Below are 25,219 nucleotides of genomic sequence, written 5' to 3'. Positions count from 1 at the left end.
GGATTCCTCAGGAATCCCACCTTGATCACACTCCCAGCGAGAATTACCACCGGAAATGCCCCGCTCACACCCCTTATCGAATTCTGGAGCCTGACACCGGCTTCATAAATTCACCCCGGGCCGGATACAGTTGCTCCAGATCGTTTTCCCACCAACGGCTTTCCAATAGCGCTTCGATTTTGGCTTTCGGGAACCGGTAACGAATGATCATCGCCGGTGAACCGCCGACGATGGCATAGGGAGGCACATCAAAATTGACAATGGTACCGGCACCGATGATGGCGCCGTCGCCCACTTTGGAACAGGGATAAACCAGGGTGGCATTGTGGCCGATGAACACATCATTGCCGATCACAATTTTGGTTCGCGGGATATCCATACCATCGGAAAACCCAAAGGATTCCCGATAGAACAGGCCGCTGCTGGAAACCGTGGTGGAGGGGTGATCTGCGGTCTCAAATCGCGCGGTCGGGGTAATGGAAGAATAGCGACCGATGGTGGTACCGGGTTTGAAGTTGCCCTTGTCAAAACAACCGGCGGTATAGTGTCCAATATCCATGTCGTAAAACTTCTTATACAGTTTACGCACGGTGACTGAAAACAGCTCTCCCCCTTCCAGCTTGAAAATGATCCGTTCCAGAATACGGCGGATGGTCATCCTGGATGGGCCGTACAAGCGCGCCAGTATCCACTTGGCCACCAGGCTTTCCTGCATCCAGATCTTGGAGGGTTGATTTGTTCCATGATACTGCAGTTGATGGATATCCGCTTCCGCAGCAGACGCCGGGTGCGGAGCGGCCTGCACCGGTTCTTCTCCGTTGGCGGCCGTTGTAATGCCATAGGCTTTCAAAAGGTGGTTAAAGGTGGGCTGATCAAAAAAGTCGGAAATCTCAACGTTCTGGTTGTACCGCTTGTTCAACTCCCCAATCAACTGCACGCCATTCAATGAATGGCCACCCAGATCAAAATAACTGTCGTCGTCACTGTATTCCGGTTTCTGAATATAGCGCTCCCAAACATCCCGGATCTCTTTATAGGCATCCTGTTCCTCTACCTCTTCCGCGAAGCTGGTCGTATTGACTGGCGGGAACGTCGGCGCATTGGTCTGGGAAAACGCCGCAGCGGATTTTTCGTTGCGCCAGAACGGCGTGCGCTGGAATTGGTAAGTGGGCAGATCCACAACGGCGCTGGAACCCACCAGCCCGGCTTTGGCAAAATCGACGTTGACACCGGTACACCACAATTGCGCCATCGAACTCACAAACAGCTCAAGCCCATTGGCAGACATCTTGGCACCGGGCAGAGTCTGGATCAGGTTCACCCGGTCCAGGGTGATGGTACGCACAAAATTGATCAACGCATCACCCGGCCCGATCTCAATCAGATTATCCACAGCGTATTGATCGATTAACCGTTGCACGCCCTGGTGAAAATTCACTTCCTTGCGCAGATGCTGAACCCAATACTCCGCATTCACGAAGGGTTCAGTCTCCGACGCCGCAGAGCCATCGACAGCGGTGCAACAAACAATGGGGATCTCCGGTGGGCGCAACGTGATGCCGGCAAAGACCGAGCGGAACGCCTCTAAAATAGGCTCCATAAAGCGGGAGTGGAAGGGAAACCGGGTTGCGAGTTTCACGCCAGCCAGTTTTTCCGTTTTCAACGTGTGTTCCAGGCTTTGGACATCCTCAGCGGTGCCCGAAATAACGGTATTCAACGGACTGTTTTCCACGGAAACCGCCAGCGACCCGAACAGCAGGGGCTCGATCTTGCTGCGGGGGGCAAGCACGGCCACCATGGCGCCCTCATCGGTACTGGCCATCAGCCGGCCGCGCTCAGACACAATGGTCACGGCATCCGCAAGAGAGAACACATTGGCGATACAGGCCGCCGAGAACTCCCCCAGACTGTGGCCGATCAATACATCCGGCTTGATGCCATAGTCCATGAGTGTCCTGGCCAGCGAATATTCCAGGGTGAACAAACAAAGCTGTGCAATTTGCGTATCCAGAATGCGCCGGTCGGAGTAATCTGTGCCCAGCAGCGCCTGCTTCACTTCATTGGCCAGGTCACTCTGCATGGCCTGGATACATTGATCCAGGTAATCACGATAGCGGCCGTCAGCTTCGTACAGTTCACACCCCATTCTGTGAAACTGGCTGCCTTGCCCGGAAAACATAAACGCATTTTTCGGGGCGTCAATTGCTTTCTGCACCCTGCCGGAAGGGACAATTCTTCCATCGGAATGTTCAGCATCCCCGACGTCCAGCACACTGTGAGTTCGAAACTCGAAAGGTGTTCGGTGATTCAGCAAGGTGTTGACACAGCCTTCGGCTGCATCCAATCGACCGACGATGTACTGGTCCGTCTTTTTCTGAATCTCCCGCAAAGAATATTCACTTTTTGCGCTGTACAGCAGCGGCAGAATTGCGCTATTGGACGGGCGGTCATGCTCAACTGGCGGCGGGGAGGACACGATGATATGGGCGTTCGTGCCCCCGACACCAAACGAGCTGACCCCCACATTCACATTCTGTTTTGAGTTCAGCTCAATGGCGCTGGCGGTAAAATAGAAGGGACCTTCACCATGATATTCCGGTTTGGAATCCTGGGCATACAAATTTGGCGGAATAACCTTGGTTTTAGCAACGCAGACTGCTTTGATGAAAGAGGCTACGCCAGCGGCTGCATCCAGGTGGCCGATATTGGCTTTCAGCGTGCCCAGCCCAATGTGCTTGTCCGCATTGCTGCCAAACACACGCTCAAGCGCAGACATTTCAATGGGGTCGCCCAGCTTGGTACCGGTGCCGTGGGTTTCTATGTAGTCCAGATCGGATGGCGACAGGTTTGCCAACTGCAATGCCAGTTCGATGACATCCGCCTGGCCGGATACGCTGGGCGCAGTGTAGCCCACCTTGTCGGCACCATCATTATTGACCGCAGCACCACGGATCACGGCAAGAATGGAATCCCCTTGCTCCAGTGCATCCTCATAGCGCTTGAGCACCACAACGCCCACGCCCTCACTGAACACGGTGCCATTCGCATTGGGGCTGAAGGGTCTGCAATATCCATCTTTGGACATAATCAAACCTTCGGAATACAAGTAACCGCCGCCGTGGGGGATGTTGACACAAACACCGCCACAGATCGCCATATCACATTGATAGGTCAGCAGCGAGAGCATGCCCGTTTGAATGGTCACCAATGAAGTCGAGCACGCCGTTTGAATATCCAGCGCCGGCCCTTTGAGGTTCAACTTATAGGCAACGCGGGTCGCCAGAAAATCTTTATCGTTGTTCAGCATCTTCTGGAAGTCAGACACCCCGAAGGAGCTGAGATCGAAATCAAGGTTATGGATGGCGTAGCGGTTCCATCCACAGCCGGCAAACACACCCACCGGCTCCTGGATTTCCCGTGGTCGATACCCGGCGCTTTCCAGCGCTTTCCAGGCGTGCTCCAGAAACAGCCGCTGCTGTGGATCAATGGTTTCTGCCTCATCCCGGCCATAGCCAAAGAATTCAGCATCAAAACAGTCCACCTTATCCAGTATGCCGGAGCGCTTCACATAGTTGGGATTTTCGATCAGCTGAGGGGGAACACCGGCGTTGATCAGGTCGTGGTCCGACAGCTCGGAGACCAGGCAACGACCGTGGACGATATGATCCCAATACTGGTTTATGTCTTCGGCGCCGGGGAACGCACCGGACATGCCCACCACGGCAATGGCGTTATCCAGGGCGTCATCATCAAAGGAGTCATCGAGATCAGTCATGTCGATTCCAGCTGCTGTTCTTGTGTTTTGTCAGTATCCAGCTCAGTGATTCTTCCGTGATGGCCACGTTCGCAATCTGGTGACCGGCATCGAAGGTGCGGAATACCAGATCAGCATCCTGTTGCGCTAAAGCCAAGGACATTGCCGTACTGTTTGCAATGGGTGCTACGGTGTCTTTCTCGCCATGGCCAAGCCAGATCGGTGTCTTGGCAATGGCCTGGGCAACACCGGGATCGGAGCGCCCATTCATGATCAGCGCCGCAGCGAATTTATCCGGGTGCCGGTAAAGGAATTCCCAGGCCGCCGTCGCCCCCATGGAAATACCCACGACGTAGATGCGATCCGGATCGGCGATGCCCTGGTCAATATAGTGTTGAACCAATTGCAGCAGTTGCCGGAAGCGCTCACTCTCCTCCAGGCGGGTAAAATCCAGATTGGGATAGGGCGGGGAGCCGGACTGCGCATTATTCCATTCCACACCATCCGGACACTGGGGTGCCAGGATCATGTAATCCAACCCGTACTGCTGTTGGGCCTCAATCAGGCGCCACATCTCCTGCCGCAGTTGACCCAGATTATCGTCGCCCCGACCGGCTCCGCTCTGCAGATAGAGTATCAAAGGTCTTGTACCCTCTTGCGCCCGCTCTGGTATGTAGGTTCGGTAAGGCAGCGATGCATCGCGATGCGCTTCGGTCATCAGATCCAACTTCAACGTAGTCAGATTAAAATCGTATCGAATTTTAAACAGAGCAGCCGCTGACAACATCAGCAATGCCACCACAATCATGATCAGTGCTATCGGTTTCATCATTATCTTGGTCTTTTGAAGGCGGACTTCATTTTTTGCGCCCGATTCCTGATACGGGCATCCTGGTCCGGCGATTTTTCACCATCGCTGTCGATGTATCTGGCCAGACTCTCGATGGTGGGGTAGGCAAACATATCGGTACTGGCGATCCTGCGCTTCAGATGCGGCAGCAAGAACTGATACACCTCCATCAGCTTCAACGAATCCCCACCCGCATCAAAAAAGCTGGCATTGGCGGCAAAGTCGGTTTTACCCAGTACAGACTGCCATGCGTCCATGACCAGGCGCTCGGTGGTGCCCGGAGCAAATTCCGATGTTACAGCAGCCTTCGGCACATCAAGCTGGTCATAGGGCAGACTCTTGCGATCAATCTTGCCACTGGGCGTCATCGGCATAGTGGCCAGTTGAATAAAGGCGCGCGGCAGCATATGCAGTGGCAGCCGTGCCGCCAACTGGCGCTTTATGGATTCTTCGGTAATGCTGGCTTGGTTGTTGATGCTGTTGCCGTTGTCCGCAACCGGATTCGGCACATAGTGGGCCACCAAGCCAATCCCGTTCTCCTTCTTATAGGTCACCACCGCCATTTTGATTTCGGGCAGGCTCAGGATCGAATTTTCGATTTCCCCCAGCTCAATACGAACACCATTGATTTTCACCTGGAAATCCAAGCGGCCCAGATACTCAATTTGCCCATCCTGGTCCCATTGCGCCAGGTCTCCGGTTCGGTACAGCCGCCCCCGGCCAAACTCATCGACAAAAAACTTTTCATCGGTCAGGGTCGGATTATTGATATAGCCGTCCGCCACCTGGACGCCACCGATCATAATTTCCCCCGGCACCCCGATGGGTACGGCATTCCCCTGCTTGTCCACAATGTGAATCTGCGTGTTCAATATGGGTTTGCCGATGGGCACAAAGTGTCGATGATCGTCGCCTTCACATTTCCAGCACGTCACATCCACCGCAGCCTCAGTGGGGCCATACAGGTTATAGAGCGACACCCGGTTAAACTTGCGAAAGAACCTGCCTTGAAGTTCCTTACTCAGTTCCTCGCCACTGCAAACAACGGTTTTCAGTGGCAGCGGGCGCTCCAGGTCCACACCCAGAAACACCGCCAACATCGCCGGCACAAAATGGGCGAAGGTGACACCGAAAGTCTCTATCTGGCGACAGAGTTGGTAGGGGTCTTTGTGGCTGTTGTGATCGGCAATGGCCAGGGTTCCACCTACCTGCAGCGGCAGGAAAAGCTCCCACACTGACACATCAAAGGTGACCGGGGTTTTTTGCAGTATGACGTCATCCTGTACCTGAAAGTACTCCTGCATCCAGTACAGGCGATTCATGATGCCCCGATGGGAATTGACCACCCCTTTTGGCAACCCGGTGGACCCGGAGGTAAAGAGCACGTAGGCCGGGCTTTCCGCTGACACCTCAATGGGGGGCAGTTGCGCCTCAAAGTGTTCGATATTCCCGTAGTCGGTGCTTAATGCAATGCAGTCGACGGCCAGCGTCTCAAGTTGGCTGTGGTTCGCCGTGGTGGTGACCACGACACGGGCCTGTGCCTGTTCAAGCATGTAACGGGTGCGCTCCAGTGGCGCATCCACATCGAGGGGCAAATACGCGCATCCCGCTTTGATGATGGCATAGATACTGACAAGCAGCTGTTCGCTTCGATCGCAATACACACCCACGATAGCGCCGGGCGCCACCTGCGCCTGTTGCAACAGACAGTTCGCCAGTTTACCGGCCAACCCATCAAACTGCGCATAGGTGAGCTGCCCGCGGGCAGATACCAAGGCAATGGCATCGGGCGTGGATTTGACCTGGGCTTCGAATGCCTCTTTCAGATTGGCTGCCGCCTCCACAGGCCCTTGCGTGCGGTTGGCCGTGTCAATGACCTGGGCATCTTCCGCAGGCAGGTAAGGGATCTGCCTGAGCGGTTTATCCTCCGCCACCAGACCATCCAGCATCAACTGGAAAACAGCCGCCAGTCGCCGCGAAAAATCGTGGCCGTACTTGGCGTCATCGTATTCGACGCGGAAACACATCCCACCCTCGTCTTCCCAACCGCGGAGGAAAACATCAAGTTGAGCACTGCCGTTGTAAAACGGAATACGGCGAATGTCGGTGCCCGCCAGGTCCAGGGCCATGGGAGGTTCCAGCGTAAAGCCGAAATCAAACAGCGTGGTCTGGGTAGAGGGTAACAGGCGTTTGATCTCAAACACCGGCAAGGCCTGGTGACGGTTTGCCAACAGAAACTTCTGCCGCACAGCCCCCAGATACTGGTCTTTCGAGACATCCCAATCCAGCTGACTGACGATGGGCAGGGTATTGACGAAACAGCCAACGCTATTTTCAAATTTATGGCCGAAACGATTCGAAAGGGGTACCCCGATGCTCAACTGGTCCGCAACTTTCAGCCTGGATAAGGTAAGCTGATACGCGGCAAAATACAGGATGAACGGATCGATCCTGCTGCTGGCAGCAAACCGGTCCAGCTTACCGCTCAGCCCCGCATCCAGAGTGAACTCAAACAGCCCCCCTGCGCGGTGTTGCGATGGCGCCGGTGTTGATTGTGCCAACATCGTGGCATTGGTCAGCGTTTCAAGCTGCGTTTTCCAATAACTGCGTGCCTTGTCGGCTTTGTCCGATTGCAGCCAGGCAGCGTGTTCCTGCACAAATTCCTCATAGGTTTCATCCAGCGAGTACAACTGTTCAGGTGCCGTCCAGCGGCGCTCAATTTCACTGGCCAGAAGCTCTTTGGTGCGCAGATCAATAGCAATGTGGTGCACGATGATGCCAAACCAGGCTCGTTCAGCACCTGGCGCCTGGATGGTCACCAACTTCGCCAATGGCCCGTTTTCGATATCAAACTTCGATTCACAAAACTCACGAAAACGCGCCTCAGCGGCCTCTGCAAAATTTTCCGACGCCAGGCTCAGGGTACAGGTTTCCAGCGCACGGGCATTCTCCACACACTGCAGTTCCCCGTTTTCCAGCCGGTACACCTGGGTTCCGATGCCCCAGTCCGTCATCACGGCCTGCACCACCTGCGACAGCCGACCCACGTCCGGATCAGCTACCCAAAATGCCGACACGATGTTGTATGCCGTGCTCTTACCCTGTTGATCCAGGAGCCAGAACTGCTTTTCAACATCCGAAGCTTTTCGTACGTGAGCGCTATTTTTCATTTGATCTGATCAGTCGTTTACCAAAGTGAATAAGAGGCTTTTCTATGAACAGGAATGTGAGTGACGACACCAGCACCACCAAACCACTGAACAACGGCATCCAGATCAGGTGATCATGAAAGGCAACATCTTTCACGGGCAGCAGCGGCCATCCCACCAGGAACAGGTACAGTAACAATCCGTGCATCAGGTATATCGAATAGCTGATCTCTCCCAATACGATTGAACATTGGCGGGCCAGAAGCCGGAACAGATCATTGCCATTGGCGATGGGAATGAAAAACAGGGCAATCAATATGGTGTAGATCAAACTGGTTTCATCACCCACATTCAACACCAGCAAAACGGCGGCCAGGGCAAACACACTCACCATCCTGGATTCCAGGTACTGGGTAATGGCGGGTTGCTTCTCTACCAGATACGCGGCCACTCCACCCACGGCAAAATAAATCAGATATTCGCTGGAAAAGTACATTCCCTGCACCGGATACAGAAAGAGCGGAATGGTCAGCACCGCCAGAATGGCCAGAGCAAACCGGTTCAGCCGGAAGAGCAGCGCCAACAGTGGAATCGACAGATAGAACGCCCATTCATATTTCAGTGTCCAATACACTCCGAAAATCACCAGCCAGGTATCCGCAAAATTGTTGATCTGGCCACCGAGCAACAACAACCACTTCACGTGTTGCAGTGCCCATTTCACGATGGAGACTTCCAGAGTGAATCCGGTCTTCACAGCCACCACCAACGAAATACAGATCACCACAAAAATAAACAGCGGATAAATTCTGAAGAACCTGGAAACATACAGGCTTTTCCAGTTGCCATGGTAATAGCCTGCCAGGATGCGACGGATAAAGAGAAATCCGGTGATCATAAAAAAGATCAGAACCGATACCCGCCCGATATTGAAAAACAACGGCTCAAGTATCCGGGTGGCACCGCCATCATTTTTGTTCAACCAGTACCAGGAGAACACAAAATGGTGGATGAACACGCCAAGCGCAAGATAACCACGCACGCCATCCAGGGCTGCGAACCGGCCCGCACGCCCCTGCAGATAGGCCAGTGCAGGCAGTTTCCCGATGACCCAGGCAACCGCAGCCGACACCAGATACGTTGCCAGTACCAGTGCTACGTAATACAAAAGCTGAAAATTAAAACTGTCTGCCCCCATTCGGCTAACGTGTCCTGATTGGTTAAAAGAGCGTGTGTCGTTACTTCTGGTTTGAGTAGATCCACTTCACTTTATCAATGGATGCATCGTCGATATCCAGCTTCTTCATAATGGTTGGAATCATTTCCCTGGGCTGAGTCTGCATTTTGGTAAGGGCCTCTTCTCTGGTGAGCAAGCCCTCCCTGATCAAGTGGCTCAATTCCATCTCATAGGGGTTGTAGTCAAAAACACGCTCATGCACATAGTTGTTGAAGGTGTTCAACATGCAGTTGGAAGAACAACCATCCACATCGCCAGGGCTTCTCCAGTCCAGGGTCTTGACCTGTTCGATGATCTCTTCTTCGGTAACATTTTCAACACAGAGGATGTTAATGTTGTGGGGATAGTTTTCCAGATCCCGCAACAGGGTGTCGGGCACAGCCAGATACTGGTCCACAAAATCACCGGCGTGCTGCCTCAGTTTTTCCATTGACGCAGCCCTGGATTCCGCCAGGAATTTCTGATGGTTTTTATAAATGATGGAGTTGATGGGAATCTGGCCGAGGGTGAAACCGGCCAGAATAAAAGGAATGTCTTTTTCCAGCGCCAACTTCAATGCCGTGGTGTTCACAATCGAGATGCAGGAATTGCAGATCGACGAAATTCTTGTCAACGTTTTCTTGTTGTAGATGTCATGCTCGGCACTGGCTTTGGCGATGGCCGCATAGTGTTTGGAATTGGGGCGAAAAACCCAATGATCCACGCCCAGCTTATCCACCACCCGCTCTATATTGTTCCAGGCGGCCTTGGAGATGAAGCCATTGTCCAGGGTAAACGCCAACACCCTCAGATTGTATTTTTGTACCGCCAGTTGCAACGTATAGGTACTGTCTTTGCCACCGCTGTAGCACACGATGGCGTCATACTCCTTGGTGTGATCCCGGTTCTTGAACAAGGATTCAATCTGGTCCCGAGCCTCGGCTATGACATCTTCCGTCTTGATGATGGTATTGGGCTGCCGACAATAATTGCAAACGCCGTCCTCATCGAACTTGATTCGTGGGAAGTGTTTGGATAACACGCATTTGGTACAGCGTTCATAGCCGGTACTCTCGCTCATGAGTTTTGTTTCCTCTCGGCAAACGCAATCAATTTGTTAACAGAGCCGAAATTCTCCCGAATCATGTCTTCTTCGGCGACCTTGATTTTGAACGCCTTCTCCAGAAACGTGGCGATCTCCACCAGGCCAAACGAATCAATGATGCCCTCATCAATGAGGGATTCATCCAGAGGAATTTCCTCCAGATCCACCATGTAGCTGTTAACGATAAATTCCAACAGCTGCGATCTCGCCTGCTCTGCATTAAAACTCATTTGCTCATCCAATATTTAATCTTCAGTTTCTAGTGATACTCGAACACTTCCACTGTGCACTTGTCCAGATACAGTGGCTTTTGCCGCGGATGGTCGATCCAATACTGGCATGCCTGCGTTGACATCAGAAATGTGAATATCATGTTGTCGCGGTAACCAACATGATCTGGAACACCGTTCTTGAATTTTCGCAAAAACCGGGTCACCATCTTTTCGTCAAAACAGCCATATTCAGCGACCTTCGCTGGATTCAGGAGTTCTTCGGCGACTTCCACCAACTCTCCGCCACGATAAAATGCCGCGATATCCGGTGCCATATAGGGCCGTTTGGGGCGGTCTATAATATCTTGTGGTATCTGCTCGGCAAATGCTTGTTTGAGCAAATGTTTTTCGGTGAAGCCCTGGAGCTTGTATTCATCCGGCAAGGAAAAAACAAACTCAATTAGGTTGTGATCCAAAAAGGGATAACGCCCTTCGACGCTATTGCCCAGGGCCATCCGATCGCCCTGGGAAGACAACAAATACCCCTGAAGCAGGGTTTTGATTTCCAGAAAAGAGTTCTTTTGCAGCAGACTCCAATCTGTAAAATTATTCGGCAGTGTCGCATCCAGCCTGGAGGCAAGATCTGCCGGGTCCGGTTTCAGACCCCAATCCTTGTTCAGGTAGTTCTGTATTATTTTATTGTTGTTCATCCTGATGTTCAGGCCAACAAAATTATTACCAAAAGAATTGAGAAACCCTTCATAGTACATCTTGATCAGGCCGAACTGTTTGGGATCGGCATAGTGATTCAGATGGGGGTAAAGATTCGAAATGGCGCTGTCTATCTCCGCCGCGCCCTCACCCTGGGACCATCTTTCCAGTATCTTCAGCTCTTTAAAGGTATCGTAGCCAAACAGAATCTCATCTGCGCCCTCACCAGTCAGCACCACTTTGATATCCGTTTCCCGCACCTTTTTGGAGAGCTGCAGCATGGGTATCGGTGCCGTCCTGAAGATCGGTCGTTCGCAATGGTAAACAGTATTGAGAAAGTTTTCGCTTAAGGTTTCGCTGCTGATGGAAACCGGGTGATGTTGCGATTGGATGGCCTCGCTCACCAGGCGCTGATACCGGCTTTCATCAAATTGCGCCTGCTCAAATTCCACCGAGAAGGTTTTGAACAGATCCTGTTTGTGCTGCTTCACCAGGCTGGAGATCACCGTGGAATCAATTCCACCACTCAGGTAGGCCCCAACCGGCACATCGCTGCGCAGCCGCAATTGTACACTCTCATCCAGTTTGGCTTTGAACGCCTCCATTGCCTCGTCAAACGACAACGCACTGAAGCCATCACGGGTCTGCTCGCCAATCTCATAGTAACGCTTGCGCTCGGTGAGGCGACCACCCTGATAGCATTCGTAGGTGCCGGAGGCGACCGTGCTGATGTTACGGTAGATCGTGTCCCGGCCCAGGGTATTCCAAAGCAGGGCATGGTCCAGCAGGCGCGCAGGATCAATGGAGCGCTCACCCGGGAAAATTGCGTCGAATGCCTTCATCTCCGAGCTGAAATACAGGGCACCATTGCGCTCCAGCACATAGAGCGGCCGCATTCCCAGACGGTCCCGCGCCAGGAACAGGGTTCGGCTGCGTTTGTCCCACAGTATTATGGCGAACTGACCATTCATTTTGCTCAGGCAGGCAGGCCCTTCTTTTTCGTAAAGCCTCTGGATGACTTCCGTATCACACTTACTGTGGAACACCACACCATCACGCTCCAACTCCCGGCGTAATTCATAGTGGTTGTACACCTCACCGTTGTACACCAACGCCGAGGACTCCGTAATCATGGGCTGATGGCCATCCGCCACATCGAATATAGATAGCCGGGTGTGGCCCAGGGCCAAGCCGTCGCTAAAATAGCAACCCCAGGCATCCGGCCCACGATGATCCAGTTGAGCTACTCCGAGATAGAGTTGTTCCCGTATCTGCTCCCGCGACAGGTCGGGAGCGTAGATTCCGAATACCCCACACACACGCTGTGTCCTCTAACTAAATGATAGAAAAGCCTATACGCACTCCCAACTTCAACTCTTATTCACCTAGTTCAGGTGGTTGATCTTTTTGAGTATAGTTGATATCTGGGATTCAACTTCCCAAACATCGATCCGCCGGGCTCAAGCCTGGCCAGCGAAACGCGCGCTGTACGGGGCCTGGGCGTGCCACAAATGCGGCCTGATTCAGGAGAGCCATCACGCTCATCTTTGGTTAACTGCCTATTTAATCTACGCAGATATTATGCCAACCTAGCCCACCTAGCGCCTTTCGCGGTAGTTTTGCAGCAAGCACTTGGTAATAGGGGTGAGTAGCAACATGTTCCAGGGTGGCCTTAAGGTATCCGTATTCGTTCTGATTGTGATTTTGGGCATCTTTGTCACCATCAAGGCCCACAAATCCTACAGTAAGCAGCAGGAGCGTAAAGCGTATCGACAGATGCAGCTCAGCGTGGCCGAAAGGATGGTGGCGGGTCACTACCACAACGCTGAACTGGATGTGCAGATGCCCTATCGGCTGTTCATACCAAAGTCAGCAGCAACCGCTACAGACCGGGCTTATCCCATCATTCTGGCACTCCACAGCGGGCGCGGTCGGGCCAACGACAACATCAAGCAGATTGATCACACCATCGAGATCCTCATTTCAGATCTCGTCCAGGGGATCGAGCCCGCTTATGTTCTGGCGCCCCAGGCCGACGAATGGACCCATTGGGTCGACTACGACTCCTTTTCCCCGCCCTTCCTGAATTTCAGCCAGCAGGAGATCCCCCAAAGCGCCAACCTGAAAACGGCGATTCAGCTGCTCCAGCATGTGATTGATACCTATGGCATCGACCGGGAACGAGTCTATATCACCGGGATTTCCATGGGCGGTGAAGGCACCTGGGATGCGTTGACGTACTACCCGGATCTATTCGCCGCGGCCATCCCGTTGAACGGCGCCGGTGATCCGGCAGCCCTGCCCCGCGTTGAACGTATGCCGATACGCTTCTTCCACGGCAGCGCCGATACCATCACTCCGGTTGAAAATAGCCGGGCGCTGAACCAGGCATTGCAAAGCTTCCCCAACAACGCCATCTATACTGAACTGCCCAACGCCGGGCACGACATACGGGATCAGGTTTATACCAAAGAACTGTTCGAATGGTTATTTGCGCAAAAGAATGAGGCTTAAGGCAGTGTAAAGCGCTTGAGCAGCTGGAGGTTGCAATCGTCCAGGTAGGGAAAGTCGCCTTCGATCAATTCCTCAATGCTGCGTTCCCACCATTTCAATGCATGAAGTTCAGCAGCCACCTCCGGATCAAAGCGATCCCGGATTTTTTTGGCCGGGTTGCCGCCCACAATGGCAAAGGCCGGCACATCCCTGGTTACTACGGAGTTCGCGCCAATGATGGCACCGTCCCCTATGGTTCGGCAGCCCGGTAATATCAGAGTGCCCCGCCCGATCCAAACATCACTGCCGATGGTGAGGGGATTATCGCTATCCAGCTCAATGGTATCGCTCTCAACAAGGCCCAATTCGTGGTTATAAAAGAAGGGATGCTGGGTTAAGCGCGTGTAGGGATGATTGCGTCGCAGTATGGTGACATCTTCTGCAACAGAGACATAGGAACCGATGGTGGTGCCCGGCGGGAACGAACGTCGAAAACAGCCATAGCTGTACCTTCCCACCGTGATCTGATGATAATCCTTAAAAATCGCTCTTAACGTTTTTGAGAAAAATTCACCGGCCTCCAGGCGCTTGACGATGCGCGTGATGTAAGGTCTCAGTCGTCGATTGGCATACAGCAGATAAAGACAACGGCTGAACCTGGATTCGGATACGTCCTGTTTTGCTTTTGCCCACGCGAGCTCCCTTACTTTCTCTGAGTTTCGCTCAGTCATCAAGATGCCCTATTCAACAAGCGTCGATACTGCTGGATTACAAACTGTCGAGTTGTGCTATCCACCATCGCCACGAAAATGCCCAACACCAGACTCGCCAGAACCGCCTCCACCAGGCGAATGAGGGTTGAGGACAAACTGCTTAAATCGGGAGCTGGCACAACGAAGTACACCAAGGCACAGATAGCGGAACTGACAAAAAGCTGAATCAACATACAGTTTATATACTTCGACTTACTGCTCGGTAGTTTCAACAAATACAATGCCGCTATTAATGCAAAAACCTCGCCGATCAAACCGCTCAGTGCGATCCACTCAACAGACAGCTTATAGTAAGCGAAAATCAACGCCAGAATCAGTGCTACAGTTCGTACAATGTTGGAATACATGGGGTTTTTTGTGTCTGCCTGTGACGTTGCCATGACCGTAGGCGCAATCCGGATAATCCGCATGCCTTGCATGAGCCCCAATATGGCAATCACCGTACCACCGGCAAGGTATTTTTCACCGTAACTGAGGTTGATAAACGCTGCTCCGCCGATGGTGAAAAAAATAGCACAAAAAACCGCGACCGAAGTACAGAACACAATTGACAGCATGCCGACCGAGATGAACCGGGTTTCATCGTCACGGCTCTTCGACAACACGGGCAGCAACAGAAATCCGCTTACCTTGGCAAACAACAGCGTGGGCATCATGGTGAGCGCAAAAGCAGCACCATACCAACCCAGAATTTCCATACTGTATTGAGCACCGATGATGGCCTTATCACCCTGGAATATGGCGAACATCAGCAGGCCATTGATTAACAATGGCCAACCGAAATTCAGCTTCTTGTAGATCAATTCTTTGTTGATGGTCCAACGGTAAGGTCGGGTCGCCAAAATGTGTGACAGCAGCACACTGACCGCTGTCTGGGCGATCACGATCACCAACATAACGCGATAGTCACCCAGCCAGCGGGCCAAAGGATAGGCTGCGGCAATCACCACAATCTGGGGAATGGAGTCGATATAGGCGGTTGCGGTGAATTTCAGATCCCGCTGTTGGGTGACACTGTCAAAATGGGTGAAGCCCTTGATAAACGGAATTAGCGCCAAAACCTGAAATGCCCAGATCAACTCAGGTAAATCAAACAAATCGGCTACCGGAGAGGCCAACAGAAAGAGTATCAGCGCCATCACGAATGACTTGGACCACTGCAGCAGATGCGCTGATGCCAGCATATCGTCAGAGGACCCTTTCTTGTCTTGCACCAGGATTCTGTCGAATGCCATGTTCCCGCTCATTTCAATCAGCGAGACGGTTAAGGCAAAGATCGTTGCGATACCATAATCTTCAACACTGATGAGTCGAGCAACGATGATATTACGGAAAAAGGTGCACAACGCCACCAACAACTGACTTGTGGTTAACAGCGATGCGCCTTTTACCAACTTTTTGAATGCCATGCCCAGAGTTTCCAGAGTGGATCGTGCCGTGATAATGCCGGCGTTACGATCGCTTATCCACGAGAGACGTTGATTCTTTTATTCAACGATTTACGGAACACCCGTTTGACGGTTCCAGTGAAGGACTGAATTTTTTCCTTCATTGGTAGCTCCTTCCACCAGAACTGAAATAAGGGGAACCCTTTAAACTTGGGTACCGCCCCCCCCAGCACAGCCAGCACAATCAATCGCGCCCACAACATGCCACGGGTGCGCATCAGGTTGGGTTGTGACCGCGGCAACAGGCTCGGGTCTTCACCGACAACATTGATGTATCCGGCTGCTTCGGCCGCTTTCAGGTAGCGCAGGCCTTTTTCCGTCCGGGCGATAATCAATGAGCTGCCGTGCTCCCCCTCTTTTATGTCGCGATACCAGGGATCGCCCACCGCTATGTCGGCAAATTCCGCCGTATGGTCTGGGCAGATATAGCAGCGCCACTGTCTAAAGCTCTGCAAAAACCCCCAGGATTCCGCATAAGTGAGTTCGCTGGATTTTCCGGAGTCTTCTTCTGCTCTCCACATGCCGGGCCAACCTTCACCGCGGTACTTTAATCGCACCAGATTCTGCTGTTCGATTTTTTGCCGCTTGATCAGTTCAAGGTTGCCGTTGGTTGAAGGCGCACCAGCACAGAAAAAGCCGATTTTAATGGCCATCTCATTGGCTTTGGATTCTGCCTCCCAACTGGCTACTGCAGCCACATCGCAGGGCTTACCGATGAACACCGTACGTTCACTGTCTGCCGCAACCTCATTGATTTTTTCGCAAGGGCTGGCAGGGGCATAGCGCGACCCCTCGCGCATCAACAACTCCTGTTTGTTGGAACTGAAGACGGTCTCATTAAGGTAAGGCTTATCGGCTTTGCTCGCCACATGCAGAACTTTGCTGGCGCCACCTTGCTCAATCCCATAGAGAGCTAACGCCGTAGCAGCTCCGCCACTGGAGCCCCTGAACCGAATGTCCGGATCGCTGGCGTGTGCCTCCCACACCCCCAGAATCGGGCCCCAACCCGCCACCAGACTTTGCACCAGCTGCGGATCATTCGGGGAAAAACGATGTTCCAATTGATGCCCCGGGCAATGCTTGAATGCTGTGCCAGATTCAGGCTCTGGCGAGGCCTTAAGCTTTGGCCGCATACCCAAGTGAGGGATATCATCCATGTAAAATCGTTGCGGCTCCATTGCGGCACACATTCCACAACCTGTGCACAACTGCCATTCAACAACGTCATCAATGTTTTTAACCTTGATCATGATGCACTCTTGAGAAAAAAGAAGTGAATGAATCTATTGGGAAATACTGGATACGATTTCTTCGAACTGGCGGTGGGCGCGCTGCTTCAACAACGGAATATCTCGCTCCAACTCTTCTTTGGTTTGTGATCTCAAGGCCCAGGAACCGATCAGCTGCTCCAGCAGGTTTTCCGTCGTTTCCTGGCGGGCATCAAACACCATTGCCTCCTGGCCAGCGGTGGCAAACACGCCTCGGGTTTTTCCGCTGTAGGCTATCGCGGCAGTCGGCACAGCCTGTGAAAGAGAACCGACGGTTGAATGCATGCGCGTGCCAGTAAACCAGTCACATTGGCCAATGACCCCCTTGATTTCGCATTGATCATAGTCGCCGTTAACCACTTTGATGCGCTGCTGTTGTGATTCACTGAAATGGGATCTCAGCTTTTCACAGGCAAACAGATCCGACTCATAATGCCCATAGGGTGCATGAACATGGGGAACCAACCAGACATCACCGGCGGACTGACTGAGCACATGCTCGATGAACGTTTTCAGCAAGGCGTGATAATCGACCTTGATGCCGTACTGGGTTTTCGCATTCTCAGGATCGTTGTAAATCAATCCGCTGACATTGATGCCAAACACTTCGGTGGATGGCTCCCTGGAGGGAGTCAAACCTTTTGCATCCACCTGTTCTTTGCTGGCAGCAGGCAACAAGAAGGCCACGTCCACCCCCTGCTTGTGCACCTGGGGATTGAAATCTTCACCCAACATTTCTTTCATATATTCAAATGAGTACTGATCGCGGGCATAGGCCAACCGGGATCTTCGTATCAAGTCCTTCGCCACGGCTCTCGGTTCACCGCCTTCCACAAACGGGCCATAGGTTTGTGGCAGCAGAACCAGGGGAATATTGTTTTCCAGTGCGATGATTTTGGGTAACACAATCGCTTCAAAACGCCGCTTACCGTACAGGTCGGTGAAGCTGTCACCGCCGCTGATGTCCAACAGCGCATTGGCATTGCGAAACATTTTGGCCGTTTTCGATGCCAGGGGCCCGAGCTTGATGGAGTATCGAATGTTGATGAACGCAGAAGGATCGTAAAACCGGCGGGTGTGCTTGGCGGCAACCACATCACAGGTTTGATTGCCGTTTACTGTAAATTGCTCTGTTTTCTTGTGACTTCCGTGCCCCAGTATACTGATGTGAGCATCTTCCCGTTGTTTCAGTATATTGGCTACAGTGGAATAACATAGTGCAGATACGCCCAAGTTTCCCGTATCAGGTGCAGCACCAGCCAGGATGAGTTCCAGCCCGCTCATTTCCTTCCCCAAAAATTAATTGTAGATCGGCAGATCTTTCGCTTGATCTGATTTGTTCAGCACGGTCCCCAGCAAAGGATTGGTGCCCACGGCTTCCAAAGCGTTTTCCACTTCCTTTGGCGTATTCTTGCCTGCCTCAACGACAAGCAAGGAACAGTCCACATAGGGCAAAAACACCAAAACTTCATCCGACACCAGCGTGGGTGGCAGATCGAAAATGACCAGTCTGGACTCATATCGCGCTTTCAATTCCTGCACCAGATGCTTAACCATAGGCGACGATATCTGTTCCGATGAGTTTACAATGCCTCTTTTTCCCGGCAGGAGCACCAAACGCTCGATGCCCGGGTGCACCAGGATTTCCTCGATTCCTGATGAGCCATCAAAATAGTCGTGAATACCGTGCTCAGGATGCAGGCCAAAATAACGATGGATACTGGGTTTACTCAGATCCATGTCCACCAGCAGTACTGTCTGGTTCCCTTCCATGGCCATACTCACCGCAAGGTTGGCAGCAACCAGCGATTTACCTGCCCCTTCTGTCGGTGCCGTGATCGCCAACGTATTCCAGTTCTTCTTACGCATCTGCTGCAGGATTTTGGTGCGCAGAACCTGAAAGCGCTTGGCGCGGGGGTCGAGGTTACCTTGAGCAATGATGCGATTGGCGAGCAGTGTGTCCGGGGTCACTTCCACCGTTCGGGTGTTGGTATATTGGGGGTAGAGCTTACCGGAGCGGTCATCCCCCACATTGGCAGGTTCTGCCGCCTGATTCCCGATTCCAAGCTCTTGCTTTCCATGCTCAACAATCGATTTTATTCGACTCATCCAAGCAACCTCCTAAAATCGGTCATAATCAAATTCCAATACGAGTAACGACTTTACCCAGAAACACGTCCAGCGGCATCACCATCAGATGTATGATGAGCAACCCAAACACCACAAACCCCACCGCAGCGGCTACCCCATACAGCAATTGCTTGCGGGCTGCCTCTTCTTCCGCTCGAGTGGTTATGTAGGGGATCTCCACCAGCGGGCCAGTGCCCACGATCTTGGTCAGTGCCTCGGCACTGCGAATGCTGCGATCAAGAAAGCCCAGCAGAAAAACGATCGCCACCGGTAAACCCATCGCTGCGCCTACGGCAACAACCAACAGTTTTTTGCGATCCGGTTTGTAGGGTTGGGTGGGCAGGAATGGCGCTTCCAGCAGCGTGAATCGTTCGGCTTTTTGTTCGTGCTCCAGGCTTTCTGCCATGGCCGCGCTTTGGGCTTTGGCCTGCAACGATTGGTACTGTTCCAGTATGGTTTGATAGTTTCGATTGATAGACGTGAAATCCCGTTCAACCTGGGGGATTTTGATGATGCGCTGTTCCAGGTCCGCCAGCTTTTCGTTAACTTCCTGCTTGTCTTCTTCCAGATACCGAAGCTTGGCCTGCAGCGAGGAAATCTGGGATTGCAGGTTCCTCTGAACCTCGGTATTCAGATCGTTGTTTTGGCCCTGCCCTGAGCTGCCTTCCAACAGCGCAATTTTGTCTTTCAGCAAGACCACATCGGGGTGGTCCGGCTGATATTGAAGCAGCAGGCGATTATAGTCCTGCTTTAAGGCGGTTAATTCGGATTGCGCCTCGCTGCCAACCACCACGCCCTGCTGTTTGGAGAGTGAAAGCTGGTTTTGCAAAATGCTGATCTGGTCTTTCACCGCGGTAATCGATTCGTTGACGCCACTCAGGTTGCGCCTGGCGTCTTCCCGCATCCCCATATACAGGTTCAGGTGTTCCGGCAGGGCATCCTTGTTCTTGCGCTTGAACTCTGCTACTTCAGCTTCGGTTTTCTCAAGCTGGATCTTGATTTTATCTGCTTCAGTACGCAGGAAATCAGTGGTTTCGGACGCCCGTTCAGTTCTGGCTTTGACGTTCTCATCCAGGAACAGCTTGGTCAAGCTTCTTGCCATTGCCTGGGCAACACCCGGGCTATCAGAATCATAGGAAACACTGAAGCCGATGGCGACGGTTTCACGCCCGGATTTGGCGCTGGTGACCCTGATGTCCACATTGTCGCGAAATTCGCTGAGTATCCGGCTTTGCCCGAATTGGTCGGCCACATGATAACCGAAGTACTCATGTGCCCCCACGATGCCCGCCAACTTCTCTCGGGTCATTACCCGTTGCGTTATGATCTCAATCTGTTCTGAGGCGGCGTTGGTTACGGTGGACTGCACCAAACTGGACGGAATCTGTTGTGTTTCGACCATCACGGTACCGGTTGAGCGGTAGACCGGCGGTATTGCCAGTACAACCACAACAGCAATGATCAGTAGCAGGGGTATTGAAACAATTAAATGCCATTTGTAGCGCTTCAGAGCCGGAAGAATATTGGACGGTGATTGTTCGTCTTCTTCGTACATCGTGAATATTGCCTTGAAATACCGATTTTAGGTGCCAGTTTGATTAAAAAGCGACTGATTGTAGCATGTTAAGCCAGTTTCCCGCCTGAAATAAAGTTAATAAAACACATTGATACACCTTAACTGTGCCAATAGAGAGTCTGGTAACCGTTTGTTATTGAATAGGGTTTTTCAGAGCCGGTAGAGGCAGACAATCGTACCAGCCGGTTACCTTACCCTTGTCCAACACCCACCATTGTTGGCTGTGTATCTACATAGCACAGGGCCAGGTTACAAAGATGAACTACCATGAGTTTAGACAAAAAAAAGCCGCCACCCCCGGGGGGATGGCGGCTTTTTCGCAATTGTAGAATTAGTTGGTTTGCTGAACGTTGATGGTATTGGGGGGCATGGGTAAGTTCGCACTCAAGCAGGTAGGCTGACTGCCCCGAATGCGTTCCCAATTATCCTCAACTTGTGACGAAGGGTACCCTGGGTTCAACCGATCGCCATCGCGGTCTGGGAATCGGCCATTCTGGCCAGCCCCATTGGTAATACACATACCGGGATTGCTCGGATCTGGGCCCCAGGTTACTCCGTAATATCGGCAACCGTCACCACCACGATAGGCATCGCATCCGCTAACGCTTTCCCGCGGATCGGGCGGTGCACAGGGATCGTCACTCGCTTTGATACCATCCTTGTGCACTCGGTCAACATACTCCACCAGAGGTTGGTAATTTACGATGTCACACATTTTTGGCAGCAGGAACATGGTGGCAACCATGGATCGCATAGGGCCCAATGAGACTGACATATAGCTGGTGCCGGGATTATTAGGCGGTCCATCGATATAGCCATAGGGATCGCGGGATGTCTTCTTGCCAACATTAGGATTACAAGAGCCCGTTGCACCGTCGAAACACTGGGATTTCAGAGCACTGGCCCAATATGCTCCGATATCTGTCTCAGACATGTCGTCAGGATAATCTCCCCAAATGGGGCCATTCTTACCGATATTCACCTGATCAAGCTCGTGCGGGCCGCGCAAATCGTCGTACCCCAGTAAGGTTGTCGAAGTCTTGGAAAGAACATCGGCGTAGAAGGTATCTTTCATCATGGCGGCGAAGAACACAGCCGTGGGGAATTTGCCCAGTGACTGGCCTGCGCCGGAACCCCAGTTACGGGTTCTGGTTGAGCCATCGTACATGGCGTGGAACAGGTCTTTGCCGTATACCAGCATGGCTGCCAGAGCGGGTTTCTTTTCTTCCAGGGTATTGTCGCTGGAGAACAGCTTCATGAGATCGTCATGCCAAACCTTGGCCACACCACCACCGTAGTCCGGTACCAGCAGGCTCGCCCGGAACGCGCGCCCACCCTCAGAGTACAGCGAACCATCGTATCCACGGACCGACAACACTTCCGTGGAATGTGACCAGCGTTGTCGAATGGCTTCCAGCCCGTCCGCATCGGTACCCTGCAGGTAGCTCTTGGAGGGCAGGCGGCTGAAGTCGATATCATCAAAGGTGATCAAGTCTTTGACATCGTCATCAATATTCGGGCGGAGGGTATAAGCGCCGTTATTTTTTGGCGGAGCAGTCAAGACGGTAACGACGTTGTATACGTCTGCGCAATTGCCCACGATCTGCTTGGTTCCACATTCACCATGAGCGCTTTCATTCCGCTCGGTAGCAGCCACCAAAGACACCGCTTTGCTGTAGGTTGCCGGCAACTTGCCACGAATGTTCTCAGAAGCTACGTAGTTGCCGTAGGTATCGGAAGAATCGAGCAAGCCCATGGCTTCCAGCTGCGGATTCACATCAAGAGCAACCGGCCCACTGCCACTCGCGGTGAGTGCCGTTACCGTCACACTGCTCTTGCCAGAAGCAGGAGCAATCCAATAGTCACCGTTTGCAAACTGTCCACAGAATGCGTTGCTGCCGCCAGAATTAAAAGACCAGTTGAACGATACTGTTCTTGAGTCAGTCACACTGACATTTATACTGTTACCCGTACAGGGTTTTGACTCATCCGTCGATCCGCAATCACAAGCTGCCTGGGCAACGGTACTGTAACCGCCGGCCACCATGAGCAGTGGAAGTAAGCGTATAAATTTTGATCGGAATAAGGTTGATAAAACTACCGTGTGTTTCATGTGCATACCTGTTAACTGGCATAGTGTGCCTGGATCCAATACATTCATTGAACTCGTAATTCTGAACAATTATTAACCAGGCCGGAAAGCTTTGTGCTGGGTTATCAAAAGTAAAAAACTGCATACCTTGATACAGTATATGTGAGTCTAGCACCCTGACATTATCAATCTATACTGACACCCCCAATATGAGCAGCAACTCACGCTAAAAAGACCAACCAAATTGCAAATCAGTCTGTAGCCTGATTCCGTAATTGTAACTGGTTATCATGTGTGGTGTTATCTATGCACGGAATGAAGGGCCTCATTTCATTAGTTTACCGGCCAAATTCCTCTAACCACATCCGAATTCGACCTAATTGGTACATTATTGTTCGTTTCCTTTCGTGCACTGCTATAATCGCGGGCTCGCGATTGATGTGTATCTCACCGGATGATTAAAGGAGATCTCTGTGTCTGATCTGCGCAAGCACCCCCTGTCCCCGCTATTAGTCCGAATCTATGAGGTCTTGGGTGGCAAGCGAAGAAGATCGGTAGCCAAGCTGGTGTTCAAGTTACTGTTCCGATTGGAAGGTGGCCAATACCGCTCTGCGTCGGTGCGGGCGTTACTGGCCCGCGATTACTCGGTTGAAGTCGAAGCACACAGCTATGGGGAATGCTTCGTTCCAGGTGCGTTCGCACCCAGTGTCAAAGTGGGAAAATTTGTTTCCATTGCCAGAGACGTCCGGGTATTCACACAAAACCATCCTATCGACCGCTTGAGCAGCCATCCCTATTTCTATGAACGTGGTTTTGGGGTCGTGGAATCTGATCAGCTTGAACCGAGCGAGTCAGTGATAGGCCATGACGTATGGATCGGCCAGGGCGCCATCATTCTGCCGGGCTGCAAGCGAGTTGGCACCGGCGCCATTATCGGAGCCGGAGCGGTGGTGACAAAAAGTGTTCCCGATTACGCCATCGTCACCGGGAATCCGGCAAAGATCATCCGCTACCGGTTCGATGAGGATACCATTGCATCACTCTTGGAAAGTCTCTGGTGGGAACGTTCATTCAATGAATTGGTTCAGTTCCGCAAGGATTTTTGCGTGAGCGTGGCCGATCTGGAAGACAACAACCCTATACTTCATGCACCAGCCCAACACCCCAACTAAAAAGCCTCAGGGGGCTTTACTTAACCTCAGGTATTGATCCAGTAACCAGTTAAGCTTTTTGTCCATATTTCCCAAATCTTTTACTCGCTCGTAGGCACCATCCTGCATCTTACGATAAAGCCCGGGTTCGGTAGCCAGCTTGGTAACGGCCTTGGCAATGTCATCTGATAATTGCGCAGGGGTGATGGCATCCACCGTAAACCCACAGTCCTCATTCACATAATAACCTGGTCCACCTAAGTTGGTCGTTATTACCGGAAGCCCATGGCGCATTGCCTCCAGTACCACACCGCCGGCCGGCTCTCGAAAACTTGGGAAGAGCAACGCATCGCAGTTAGCATAGAAACTTTCCACTTGGGCCCGTGGTTGTTTGCCGTGGAAAATTACTTTCGATTCTAACTGCAGTCTCTTCACTTCAGCCACGCAGGCACTCATGTTATCTCCATCACCGACCACGTCCAAGGATACATTGAGGTCCTTGTCCAGTTGGGCTAGTGCACGAATAGAGTCCAAAAGCCCCTTCGTTCTGACCGTACGCCCAACATGAAGTAATTTTAAATTACCTGGCTCAGGGTTCTTACGCTCCGGATGCTCGACAACGTCATCAATGTTCAAGTGAACCAGTTCAGCCACTGCTTTCGGCTGTGCAAGCTCAAGCAACTCCCGGGCGTACCTTGATCCGACCAGCATCAGATCAGCCTTTTGGATGGAGTTGCGAAGCCATGGATCATGTTTCAAACGAAAGCGATCGATATTTCGAAGCTTCATATACCAGGCTGTACTTTCATTGCATTCAGATTTAAAGCCTTCCGGAGTTTCGAGGCTGCCTTGAACCGGCCCGTGGATCAACGGAATATCGAATCCGATTCCGGGACTGGGGTAACGCATTGCTGCCGGTGTCATCTGGTGTATTACGTCGAAAGTTTCCCCATTCTTGAGTGCCTCACGCAACCACTGCTTCACCGCATAGTAGTATTTTACGTAACCCGGCTTTGCTATGGCATTGAAGCGCTCAAACTGGGCAAAGAACGCTGGTTCATTCCAGGTGTGTGTTCGTGCGTTGGGCAGCTGTTCCGCCAACGGAATCTGACCTTTGCGATGCAAAGAAAGCACTGTCAAATTCACCCTATCCATTAATTTAGACGCCCAGCGATGCGAATTGAACGATTCACCAACATCCTTTCCGTCACAGAACGGTGCCAGAAACAAAATGTTCAGCTTCTTACCGGAGTTCATATGTATTCCTGAATAGATTAAGTAAGTTGGTAGA

16 protein-coding genes and 1 pseudogene are annotated in these 25,219 nt (G+C 52.2%); 2 read left to right on the top strand and 15 right to left on the bottom strand.

What is annotated here, in order from left to right; genetic code table 11:
• Positions 1–73: 73 nt before the first annotated feature.
• From D9N14_RS18240 to asnB, 7 genes are read right to left on the bottom strand one after another with little or no spacing between them, the layout of a single operon-like run.
• Positions 74–3,775 carry a beta-ketoacyl synthase N-terminal-like domain-containing protein gene (locus tag D9N14_RS18240; protein WP_290582406.1) on the bottom strand — a complete coding sequence of 1,234 codons (3,702 nt, stop codon included), beginning with the start codon at positions 3,773–3,775 and terminating at the stop codon, positions 74–76.
• Positions 3,768–4,586, bottom strand: coding sequence for a prolyl oligopeptidase family serine peptidase (locus tag D9N14_RS18235; protein ID WP_290582404.1), 819 nt, complete (start codon positions 4,584–4,586; stop codon positions 3,768–3,770). Before D9N14_RS18235 ends, D9N14_RS18240 begins: the two co-directional genes overlap by 8 nt.
• Positions 4,586–7,774 carry a non-ribosomal peptide synthetase gene (locus D9N14_RS18230; protein WP_290582402.1) on the bottom strand — a complete coding sequence of 1,063 codons (3,189 nt, stop codon included), beginning with the start codon at positions 7,772–7,774 and terminating at the stop codon, positions 4,586–4,588. Before D9N14_RS18230 ends, D9N14_RS18235 begins: the two co-directional genes overlap by 1 nt.
• Positions 7,764–8,951, bottom strand: coding sequence for an acyltransferase family protein (locus tag D9N14_RS18225; RefSeq protein ID WP_290582400.1), 1,188 nt, complete (start codon positions 8,949–8,951; stop codon positions 7,764–7,766). Before D9N14_RS18225 ends, D9N14_RS18230 begins: the two co-directional genes overlap by 11 nt.
• Positions 8,952–8,991: 40 nt before the next feature.
• The gene (locus tag D9N14_RS18220) at positions 8,992–10,050 is read right to left on the bottom strand and encodes a hypothetical protein (RefSeq protein ID WP_290582398.1); all 1,059 of its coding nucleotides are present in this window, start codon (positions 10,048–10,050) and stop codon (positions 8,992–8,994) included.
• Positions 10,047–10,304 carry an acyl carrier protein gene (locus D9N14_RS18215; protein ID WP_290582396.1) on the bottom strand — a complete coding sequence of 86 codons (258 nt, stop codon included), beginning with the start codon at positions 10,302–10,304 and terminating at the stop codon, positions 10,047–10,049. Before D9N14_RS18215 ends, D9N14_RS18220 begins: the two co-directional genes overlap by 4 nt.
• Before the next feature lie 29 nt (positions 10,305–10,333).
• A complete protein-coding gene (asnB, locus tag D9N14_RS18210; protein WP_290582394.1) occupies positions 10,334–12,316 on the bottom strand; it encodes an asparagine synthase (glutamine-hydrolyzing) in 1,983 nt (660 codons plus the stop codon).
• A 325-nt stretch (positions 12,317–12,641) separates the two neighbouring features.
• Here asnB and D9N14_RS18205 point away from each other — a divergent pair, with 325 nt between their 5' ends.
• The gene (locus tag D9N14_RS18205) at positions 12,642–13,511 is read left to right on the top strand and encodes a prolyl oligopeptidase family serine peptidase (RefSeq protein WP_290582392.1); all 870 of its coding nucleotides are present in this window, start codon (positions 12,642–12,644) and stop codon (positions 13,509–13,511) included.
• Here the strand turns inward: D9N14_RS18205 and D9N14_RS18200 are convergent.
• From D9N14_RS18200 to D9N14_RS18170, 7 genes are all read right to left on the bottom strand, one after another.
• Entirely contained in the window at positions 13,508–14,221 is a 714-nt protein-coding gene (locus D9N14_RS18200) for a CatB-related O-acetyltransferase (protein WP_290582390.1), read from the bottom strand. The genes D9N14_RS18205 and D9N14_RS18200 overlap by 4 nt on opposite strands.
• Positions 14,221–15,672: an oligosaccharide flippase family protein gene (locus D9N14_RS18195; protein WP_290582388.1), complete on the bottom strand. Its 1,452-nt coding sequence runs from the start codon at positions 15,670–15,672 to the stop codon at positions 14,221–14,223. The genes D9N14_RS18200 and D9N14_RS18195 overlap by 1 nt, the downstream gene beginning before the upstream one ends.
• A gap of 53 nt (positions 15,673–15,725) precedes the next feature.
• Positions 15,726–16,961: a Coenzyme F420 hydrogenase/dehydrogenase, beta subunit C-terminal domain gene (locus tag D9N14_RS18190; RefSeq protein WP_290582386.1), complete on the bottom strand. Its 1,236-nt coding sequence runs from the start codon at positions 16,959–16,961 to the stop codon at positions 15,726–15,728.
• Positions 16,962–16,994: 33 nt separating this feature from the next.
• Positions 16,995–18,263 (bottom strand): polysaccharide pyruvyl transferase family protein, encoded by a 1,269-nt coding sequence (locus D9N14_RS18185; protein ID WP_290582384.1) that lies wholly within the window; start codon positions 18,261–18,263, stop codon positions 16,995–16,997.
• Positions 18,264–18,278: 15 nt separating this feature from the next.
• Positions 18,279–19,088, bottom strand: coding sequence for a CpsD/CapB family tyrosine-protein kinase (locus D9N14_RS18180; RefSeq protein WP_290582381.1), 810 nt, complete (start codon positions 19,086–19,088; stop codon positions 18,279–18,281).
• A gap of 28 nt (positions 19,089–19,116) precedes the next feature.
• On the bottom strand, positions 19,117–20,664 hold the full coding sequence (locus D9N14_RS18175; RefSeq protein WP_290582379.1) for a GumC family protein: 1,548 nt from the start codon (positions 20,662–20,664) through the stop codon (positions 19,117–19,119).
• Between the two features lie 352 nt (positions 20,665–21,016).
• Complete coding sequence (locus tag D9N14_RS18170) at positions 21,017–22,798, bottom strand: hypothetical protein (RefSeq protein WP_290582377.1); 1,782 nt, start codon at positions 22,796–22,798, stop codon at positions 21,017–21,019.
• A gap of 830 nt (positions 22,799–23,628) precedes the next feature.
• On the opposite strand from D9N14_RS18170, the pseudogene D9N14_RS22720 reads away from it, so the two are divergent.
• Positions 23,629–23,838 (top strand): annotated as a pseudogene (locus D9N14_RS22720) (hypothetical protein); the annotation flags it as partial.
• Positions 23,839–23,955: 117 nt separating this feature from the next.
• On the opposite strand, the gene D9N14_RS18160 reads toward D9N14_RS22720, so the two are convergent.
• Positions 23,956–25,185: a glycosyltransferase family 4 protein gene (locus D9N14_RS18160; RefSeq protein ID WP_290582373.1), complete on the bottom strand. Its 1,230-nt coding sequence runs from the start codon at positions 25,183–25,185 to the stop codon at positions 23,956–23,958.
• Positions 25,186–25,219: the final 34 nt, after the last annotated feature.

Source organism: Ketobacter sp. (assembly GCF_003671495.1).
Lineage (GTDB): Bacteria > Pseudomonadota > Gammaproteobacteria > Pseudomonadales > Ketobacteraceae > Ketobacter.
The sequence above is the reverse complement of the archived record's forward strand: the minus strand, read 5'-3'. Positions and strand labels throughout refer to the sequence as shown.

Bases quoted from the DNA above. Each gene is read 5' to 3' on its own strand.
- D9N14_RS18240 (WP_290582406.1), bottom strand. From the start codon at position 3,775: ATGACTGATCTCGATGACTCCTTTGATGATGACGCCCTGGATAACGCC.
- D9N14_RS18235 (WP_290582404.1), bottom strand. From the start codon at position 4,586: ATGATGAAACCGATAGCACTGATCATGATTGTGGTGGCATTGCTGATG.
- D9N14_RS18230 (WP_290582402.1), bottom strand. From the start codon at position 7,774: ATGAAAAATAGCGCTCACGTACGAAAAGCTTCGGATGTTGAAAAGCAG.
- D9N14_RS18225 (WP_290582400.1), bottom strand. From the start codon at position 8,951: ATGGGGGCAGACAGTTTTAATTTTCAGCTTTTGTATTACGTAGCACTG.
- D9N14_RS18220 (WP_290582398.1), bottom strand. From the start codon at position 10,050: ATGAGCGAGAGTACCGGCTATGAACGCTGTACCAAATGCGTGTTATCC.
- D9N14_RS18215 (WP_290582396.1), bottom strand. From the start codon at position 10,304: ATGAGTTTTAATGCAGAGCAGGCGAGATCGCAGCTGTTGGAATTTATC.
- D9N14_RS18200 (WP_290582390.1), bottom strand. From the start codon at position 14,221: ATGACTGAGCGAAACTCAGAGAAAGTAAGGGAGCTCGCGTGGGCAAAA.
- D9N14_RS18195 (WP_290582388.1), bottom strand. From the start codon at position 15,672: ATGGCATTCAAAAAGTTGGTAAAAGGCGCATCGCTGTTAACCACAAGT.
- D9N14_RS18190 (WP_290582386.1), bottom strand. From the start codon at position 16,961: ATGATCAAGGTTAAAAACATTGATGACGTTGTTGAATGGCAGTTGTGC.
- D9N14_RS18185 (WP_290582384.1), bottom strand. From the start codon at position 18,263: ATGAGCGGGCTGGAACTCATCCTGGCTGGTGCTGCACCTGATACGGGA.
- D9N14_RS18180 (WP_290582381.1), bottom strand. From the start codon at position 19,088: ATGAGTCGAATAAAATCGATTGTTGAGCATGGAAAGCAAGAGCTTGGA.
- D9N14_RS18175 (WP_290582379.1), bottom strand. From the start codon at position 20,664: ATGTACGAAGAAGACGAACAATCACCGTCCAATATTCTTCCGGCTCTG.
- D9N14_RS18170 (WP_290582377.1), bottom strand. From the start codon at position 22,798: ATGAAACACACGGTAGTTTTATCAACCTTATTCCGATCAAAATTTATA.
- D9N14_RS18160 (WP_290582373.1), bottom strand. From the start codon at position 25,185: ATGAACTCCGGTAAGAAGCTGAACATTTTGTTTCTGGCACCGTTCTGT.